Origin of the sequence: Synechococcus sp. YX-04-1 (genome assembly GCF_030546365.1) — a bacterium.
Classification (GTDB): Bacteria; Cyanobacteriota; Cyanobacteriia; order PCC-6307; family Cyanobiaceae; genus Parasynechococcus.
On the sequence record NZ_JAUONZ010000018.1, the window covers coordinates 1 to 890 of the forward strand.

At 62.4% G+C, this 890-nt stretch carries 2 protein-coding genes; both read left to right on the forward strand.

What is annotated here, in order from left to right; translation table 11 throughout:
• On the forward strand, positions 1-533 hold a 533-nt coding region (locus tag Q3Y53_RS13015; protein ID WP_303536799.1), incomplete at its 5' end, for a phage portal protein.
• Positions 530-865: a hypothetical protein gene (locus tag Q3Y53_RS13020; RefSeq protein ID WP_303536801.1), complete on the forward strand. Its 336-nt coding sequence runs from the start codon at positions 530-532 to the stop codon at positions 863-865. The genes Q3Y53_RS13015 and Q3Y53_RS13020, both read left to right, overlap by 4 nt.
• Positions 866-890: the final 25 nt, after the last annotated feature.

The following is an 890-nucleotide window of genomic DNA, read 5'->3' on the forward strand; positions in this document are numbered from 1 at the left end:
GGCCGAAGCCACACGCCCCTCAAACGTGCGTGTCTACCAATTCCACCACATCCGCGTGGTCGACTTCACCGCTCGGGAAGGCCAGTTTCCTTTCGCCCAACATGAAGGACAGCCAGTTTCTCGAAACCCGCCAGTTCCAGGTCGTTGACCTGGCGCGGATCTGGGGCGTGCCGCCGCACCTGATCTTCGACCTGGGCAAGGCGACCTTTTCGAACATCGAGCAGCAGAGTCTCGAATTCGTGATCTACCACATGGGGCCGCATTACGAGCGGGTCGGCCAGGCACTGACCAAGCTGTTCGGTCGCGAGAACCACTATTTCGAGCACCTCACCGACGCGCTTGTGAAGGGCGATCTCAAGAGCCGGATGGAGGCCTACTGGCTGCAGCGGCAGATGGGCATGGCCAATGCGAACGAACTGCGCGCCAAGGAAAACCAGCCGAACGTCGCAGGCGATGCGGGAACGGAATACTGGCGGCCGTCCAACATGGCCCCGGCCGGGCGGCCGGCGCCAAGCGAAGGAGAAGCAGAGTGAAACAGGAACTGTCGGTCATCGTTTCGGCGATCCGCTCCCAGCCTTGGGCAATCCTGCCCGACTATCTCGCGGCGATCGAGGCGATCGCGATCCGTGCACTTGATGACGATGTGTTGGCGCGCCTCGCGAAAGATGGTCACGCCGATCAGGTGCAGCACAGCCTTGAGGCGGTGGCGGCGCTCGGCACCCGGCTTGAAGGGTCGGAGATGAGCATGGTGCGAAACGGCACCGCGGTGGTGCCAATGGTCGGCGCGATCTATCCACGCTCCAACATGGTCAGGTGGCAGAAGCTGCCACCGAGGAGGACTGGAGCACGGAGTATTTGGATCTGATCCTGGCGGTGAAGCTGGTGGACGA